General features: G+C 48.0%; 1 protein-coding gene. It reads left to right on the top strand.

The window, feature by feature from the left end:
* Window positions 1–149: 149 nt before the first annotated feature.
* Window positions 150–1,442, top strand: coding sequence for a group II intron reverse transcriptase/maturase (gene ltrA, locus GC101_RS16330; RefSeq protein ID WP_171718094.1), 1,293 nt, complete (start codon window positions 150–152; stop codon window positions 1,440–1,442).
* Window positions 1,443–1,466: the final 24 nt, after the last annotated feature.

Genomic DNA, 1,466 nt, shown 5'->3' on the forward strand with positions numbered 1-1,466 from the left:
GAGACGCTCTATAAGTCCAGAAGACGAAATGAACCGTCTGTGGGAAGGGAGTCCGAGGGGCTCATAGTACCAAGGAACCTAAGGACAACATAACCTTAGGGAGGAAAGGAGCCCTGCTTTGTTTACGCTTTTGGAGGAGGTACGAGTGAGTGAATGCCAAACGGCTAACGACACCCAAGGAAAAAGTTCAAGAACTCCAAGAAAAGCTAGGTCATGCGGCCAAGGAGAACAACAAGCGTAAATTCCATGCCTTGTATGACAAAGTCTACCGCTGGGATGTGCTATGCGAAGCCTGGAAACGAGTGAAAGCGAACAAGGGAGCTGCGGGAGTAGATGCCGTGACGCTCGCAGATATTGAGGAACAAGGAGAAGTAAGTTTCCTCAAGGAATGCGAGCGAGAACTGAAAGAAGGCAATTACCATCCGCAGCCCGTACGGCGGCACTATATCCCGAAGAAAGACGGGAAGTCAAGACCGCTGGGCATACCTACCGTGCGCGACCGAGTCATGCAGATGGCAACGAAACTGGTCATTGAACCTATCTTCGAAGCAGACTTCAAAGATGTATCCTTCGGATTTCGCCCGAAGCGAAGTGCGAAAGGAGCGCTAGATCGAATCCGGAAAGCCTGCAATCGCAAAGGAAATTGGGTAGTCGACGTCGATATCCAAGGCTATTTCGACAATATTAATCAAGAGAAACTCATGAAATTGGTACAAATGCGTATCAATGACAGGAGGATCTTGAAATTAATACGGAAGTGGCTGGGGGCGGGGGTTATGGAAGAAGGAAACGTAAGGCGTTCCGATTTAGGAACACCGCAAGGTGGAGTGATTTCACCGCTTCTGGCGAATATCTATCTGAACTACTTTGACTGGTTGTGGGAGAAACACGGAAGTGGAGTGGGAGAACTGACAAGGTATGCAGACGATTTTGTGGTGGTCTGTAAATCCAAAAAGGACGCGGAACATGCGTATGAACTTATACGCAGAATCATGGAACGTCTGGAACTCACGCTACACCCGACCAAAACCCGCATTGTAGGCTTATGGACAGGAGACGAAGGATTCGACTTCTTAGGGATGCACCACCGGAAAACCAAAGCAGAAACTTCTCAAGGGAAGGTGTACTATACCACGCAACAGTGGCTAACGAAGAAGGCAGAGGAACGCATTCGAGGTGTGGTCAAAGAAAGACTAGCACCACCCGGTATGCGTGCAAAATCATTCGCGGAACATGTGAAATGGCTCAATCCAAAGATTCAGGGGTGGAGAAATTATTACTACACGAACTACAGCCAAAAGAGATTAGCGAAACTGGACTGGTATATTCTGCAGCGATTAACCCGGTGGTACGCGAAGAAAAGACAACGTGGGAGATGGATGAGTTCATTACCTGAGGTTAAGTATATTGCCAACATGTATGGACTTAAGACGCTATTGTAAACTGTATGCCCATGAATGACGAAC

This window comes from Paenibacillus phytohabitans (genome assembly GCF_013141775.1).
Lineage (GTDB): Bacteria > Bacillota > Bacilli > Paenibacillales > Paenibacillaceae > Paenibacillus_AQ > Paenibacillus_AQ phytohabitans.